Source organism: Polaromonas sp. P1_G4 (assembly GCF_056405475.1).
On record NZ_JBFUCA010000345.1, the window covers coordinates 1 to 4,579 of the forward strand.

The window sequence follows — 4,579 nt, forward strand, 5'->3', positions numbered from 1 at the left end:
GGCCTGTAGTTACCTATGGAACTTACAAGTAACAAAAAATGTCCCTAGGATTGTGCTTGTCAGAAAGACTTTTTATCAGACTCACAAAGACAACTTGATCAGCAGTACACGAAACTACATCAACCTAATTCTGCAGGTTCTCACTGAAAGATACCCGAGAGAATTCGAGCTTCTACGACTACTCGCTGCTGGGGATCATGAAAAGTTTCAAGCCTATGCACAAGATCGCCACCAAGACATCGAACATTTAATCGGCTATGGTTTGATCGAAAAAATGGATGGCAAGTATCACTTCAGAATAAGCGCCGTTGAATCAGCAGTTAAAGAGAACGCACGAGATCTTCGTTGCCCTGAATCGGTGGATGAGCGATGGGCACTAATAAGCAAAGAGCGCAATCAATTTGAGTTCCGTTTCCGCGAATTTGCAAGGACATCCCTCAGAGCCTCCCTTGGAAAAGTCGAAGCTAAAGCCGCTGTTATCAGCGTAATGAATAAGCCTTCTCAAATATCAAATGCAGAAAAATTAGACTACGACGAGATTTTCCACAAAGAGTTTTACTTCTCAAATCTGAAAGATCTTGTTGTAAAAAATTGGGGGAATTTCAGATTTATTTTCAATGATGACAAGCAACGATTTATGGAAGCAATGGATGCCGGTAACAAATTACGAGCAGACGCACATGCCAAATCAATCACACCAGAACAGTTCAAGCACGTTATGCCTAGATTAGTTTGGCTTTCGAAATCGTTCCAAGACGCAGCTTAAACGTCGAGGGGCCGATCCTCTCCCAAAATTCGGGCCCATCGCCGAACCAAGAGAAAGTAGCCCCTGCCGCTATCGACCTCGGTATTGAAGGGCTTCACCACCTTGCCCAAAGCCATCAGGCCAGTGAAGGGGGCGGCGATCACAGCGCCCACGCGCTCGGCGTTCATCATTCAAGATTTTCACCAGTACGCACAACCCATGAATAAAAAGGTACACGTTCCGTCCGTGTAACCACCGCACAAAGACAACCAAAGACGACTCGCCCAACGCCGCCAACACTGGCAAGATCAGCACAAGGCCAGCGGGGCAACAAAAACCAGACTTCCACGCCCCGGCTGCCGTGAAGCCAATGGAATACGGCGCACCGCCAAACGGCCGCGCCGCAATCCCCGCTACCTCGCAAAGAAGGTCTTCACGAAGACCTCCCCAAAGCGAATGCGGGGCAGATTCCACAAGCCAAATAATAGGTAGAAGCCCCCAATCCCGCCCTCTTCTTCCACCCGGTACCCAAGGGAAAATCACTGATATTGTTGTTGCCCGCACCCCGCCCCGCCCCGCTCACAGAAGAATCCGCTCTCAATGACGCCCACCACGCCAGCAGCCCCTGAAGGCTCCGTTCGATGACCCCACGCGAGACCTGGATCAGCGTGCAGCTGGCCCGCACGTTTATGCAAAATGCGCGGCCTACGCTGCATGCGGCCGTGCTGATCATTCTGGTGGTGGTGGCAATGCTGCATGGGCGTGTGGCGCCATGGGACTTGTGGGTATGGACCCTGACCACCGGCTCCATGACGCTGCTGCGTTATGCCATCCTGCATGCTTACCGCCACCGCCTGGCGGAGGCCGACGGGGTGGCGCTGCGGGAGTTCATGTCGCTCCTTGGATGGGCCTGGCCCTTGAGCGCGGTGGTCTGGGGCTCGCTGATGTTTGTGGTGTACCGCCAGGCCCCTATTGAAGACCAACTGGTGTGCATCATGATCCTTGGGGGCATCGCGGTGGTCGCGGTGGCTTCGGGCCCGCCGAGCTTGCGTACCGTCTCGGCGTACTGCAACGGCTTGAGTGCCTCGGTGCTGGCGGCCCTGGCCTGGCGAATAGACCTGACGGGAGGTGTTCCTTCGGTGCTCGACACCGGCGCCGAGATGGGGGTGGTGCTGGTCTTCCTGTGGGTGGCCCATGTGACGGGCCGGCGCATGTACCGGGCCCAGCGCATCAGCCTGGAGCGGCAGTTCGACCGCCAGGAACTGATCAAGGCCCTGGAGGAGCGCAAACAGGCCCTGGCGGAGGCGGAGGCCGTGCGGAGCAGCTTTATTGCCAGCGCCGCGCATGAGCTGCGCCACCCCGTGCATGCGCTGGGCCCGTATGCCGAATGGTTGACGGCGGAGCCGGAGTTTGCGGCGCAGATTGCGCGCAAGATTGGCGATTCGACACGCAAGATTGACGAGTTGTTTGAATCGCTGTTCAGCCTGGCAGGGCTGGAACCGGCTTCGCTGAGCGTGCACCTGCAGCCGGTAGACCTGGCCGCGCTGGTCCACACGCTGGCCGAAGAGCACACGCCGCAGGCGCGCGAAAAAGGCCTGCGCCTGCGCACCCGAACCGCCGCGGGACGGGCGGTGTCAGACCCGGTGCTGCTCACGCGGCTGGTGGGCTGCCTGCTGTCGAACGCCTTGCGCAACACGCATGGCGGCGGTGTGTTGCTGGCCGCGCGGCCGCGCCGGGGCAAGTGGCGCATAGAGCTGTGGGACACAGGCACGGGCGTTGCGCGTGAACGCCAGCAGACTTTCTCTGAAGGCATCCCGCAGCAGGGCATGGCCGAGGGCTTTGGGCTGGAGCTGGCGGTCGTCTACCGCCTGAGCCAGCTGCTGGGGCACCCGGTGGGCATGACGGAACGCCAGGGACGCGGCAGCGTCTTCTGGGTGGAGCTGCCCCGATACGAAGAGGTTGAGAAAAGCGCAAATGCCCCCCGCGGGCCTGTACCTGGGCCTGTAATTGAGCCTACACCTCCACCGCAGGCAACGCCTTCCGCAGCCGCCCGGGTGAAACACCATACAGCTGTTGAAAGTGCCGGATGAAGTGCGAGGCATCGGCAAAGCCGCATTCGTAGGCGATGGTGCTCACCGGTGAATCGGTTGAGGTCAGCAGCCACCGGCCGTATTTCAGCCGCGAGTTGCGGTAAAACCCTGAAGGGGAAGCGCCCGTTTCTGCCAGAAAAACCCTTTCAAGTTGCCGGCTGCTGGAATCCACAATTTTGGCGATGACGGAAATTTCAAGCGGCGTGGTGATGTTCTTTTCCATCAGCACAATGGCCTGGCGGAGCTTGTCGTTGTCGGCACAGGCATAGCCCAGCGCGCGCCGGCGCGCGACATGCGAGATGGCGGATTTGCGGGTTACCGTCATCTGGTGCACGACCTTGGCGGCGCGGTCCGGCCCGCAATGCAGGCGAATCAGCTCTGTGGCCAGCTCGATGATCGAGATGCCGCCCGCGCAGGTGATCCGGTCACCATCAAAGATGTAGTCACAGTTGGTGGTGAAGGGCAGTTCGGGAAAGGCTTCCTTCCAGTCATTGACATGGAAGGGATGAACACAGGCCATGCGGCCTTGCATGAACCCATGCCGCGCGAGCGCAAAGCTGCCGGTGCAAATGCCGATCAACGGCACACCGGCTTTTGCGGCGTGGTTCAGAAACTTCACACCTCGAGGGTCGGCCGTTTTCATGAAGGGCAGCAAGCCCCCGATCACAGCCACGTAATCAAAGTTGCAGTCTGACGAAGCCGCGGGCAGCGTGGCCACTTCGACGCCGCAGCTGGAGGCCACAGTCTCGCCGGCGGCGCTGAGCACCGCCCACGTGCAGCGAAGCTGCCGGCTCTGGTCGCCCAGGTCTGCGGCGTGGCGCAGCGCATCGCACAGCCCCGCCAGCGACAACAGGGGAAAACGCGGGCACAGAAAAATACCGACCCGCAGTTCCACACCGGTTTTGGGAGGCGTTTTGGCCTTGGCCGTGTCAAGCCGGTCCACCAGCTGGTTGCCCTCATCCTGTGCGCCGGCCGCCCTGTTGGCCTTCGCGGGTGCACGCTTTGCGCGCTTTGCCGCCGCAGCTTTGGGCGCAGAAGCGGCCTTTGTCGGTAATTTTCCTGAATGTCGCATACGTTCAATTTACACGCCAAAGCTTCCTATGACAAGTTGACGGTGCTTCATACCATCCACCCCGTCAGTGAGAGTTTCGTTAAACCACCATCAGGAGTTTTCATGAAAAAAACATTCGCCGCACGCCTCTTGTGCATGCTTCTCGCCGCGGGGGCGGTACTGCCGGCTGCCAACGCCCAGGCCTTGCAAACCGTTGAAAAAGACGCGTTGACGATCGCCTTCACCGGTGACATGCCGGGCACCGGCTACCAGGACGGCGCCATGATTGGCTACGACGGCGAGATCCTCCAGCGCGTGGCCGAGGCCRTCAAGCTCAAGGTCAAGCCCGCGCTTATGGAATGGTCGGGCACCATTGCTTCGGTGCAGGCCAAACGCGTCGACGTGATGGCCGGCACCATGGGCTGGACCGAGCAGCGCTCGAAGATCATGACCTTGAGCGACCCGATCCATTATTTCAAGAACGGCATCACCCAGTCGAGCAAGACCAACTGGTCGCACCTGAAGGACCTGGAAGGCAAAAAGGTCGGCACGATCACCGGTTTTTCGTTCATTCCGGAGCTTCGCAAAATCACCGGCCTGCAATTGACGATGTATGACACATCCGACGCGGCGGTGCGCGACCTGCTGGCCGGCCGTATTGACGCCGTCATCGGCGACCCGCCCGTGATGCAG

General features: G+C 59.1%; 5 protein-coding genes. 3 read left to right on the top strand and 2 right to left on the bottom strand.

Annotated elements, in window-relative coordinates; translation table 11 throughout:
- Positions 1-766: hypothetical protein (locus tag AC1D1X_RS16145; protein ID WP_477698650.1), on the top strand; the 766-nt coding region annotated here is incomplete at its 5' end.
- On the opposite strand, the gene AC1D1X_RS16150 is transcribed toward AC1D1X_RS16145, so the two are convergent.
- Positions 763-933 (bottom strand): hypothetical protein, encoded by a 171-nt coding sequence (locus AC1D1X_RS16150; protein ID WP_477698651.1) that lies wholly within the window; start codon positions 931-933, stop codon positions 763-765. The two genes, AC1D1X_RS16145 and AC1D1X_RS16150, sit on opposite strands and share 4 nt — an antisense overlap.
- Before the next feature lie 453 nt (positions 934-1,386).
- On the opposite strand from AC1D1X_RS16150, the gene AC1D1X_RS16155 reads away from it, so the two are divergent.
- Entirely contained in the window at positions 1,387-2,835 is a 1,449-nt protein-coding gene (locus AC1D1X_RS16155; RefSeq protein WP_477668179.1) for a sensor histidine kinase, read from the top strand.
- Here AC1D1X_RS16155 and AC1D1X_RS16160 read toward each other — a convergent pair.
- Positions 2,759-3,907 (bottom strand): GlxA family transcriptional regulator, encoded by a 1,149-nt coding sequence (locus AC1D1X_RS16160; RefSeq protein WP_477668180.1) that lies wholly within the window; start codon positions 3,905-3,907, stop codon positions 2,759-2,761. The two genes, AC1D1X_RS16155 and AC1D1X_RS16160, sit on opposite strands and share 77 nt — an antisense overlap.
- Positions 3,908-4,009: 102 nt before the next feature.
- Here AC1D1X_RS16160 and AC1D1X_RS16165 point away from each other — a divergent pair.
- Positions 4,010-4,579, top strand: a 570-nt coding sequence (locus AC1D1X_RS16165) for an ABC transporter substrate-binding protein (protein WP_477698652.1), incomplete at its 3' end; no start/stop codon positions are given.

What these genes read in the sequence shown, in the direction of transcription:
- AC1D1X_RS16160 (WP_477668180.1), bottom strand. Translation starts at nt 3,907, where the DNA reads ATGCGACATTCAGGAAAATTACCGACAAAGGCCGCTTCTGCGCCCAAA.
- AC1D1X_RS16155 (WP_477668179.1), top strand. Translation starts at nt 1,387, where the DNA reads ATGACCCCACGCGAGACCTGGATCAGCGTGCAGCTGGCCCGCACGTTT.
- AC1D1X_RS16150 (WP_477698651.1), bottom strand. Translation starts at nt 933, where the DNA reads ATGAACGCCGAGCGCGTGGGCGCTGTGATCGCCGCCCCCTTCACTGGC.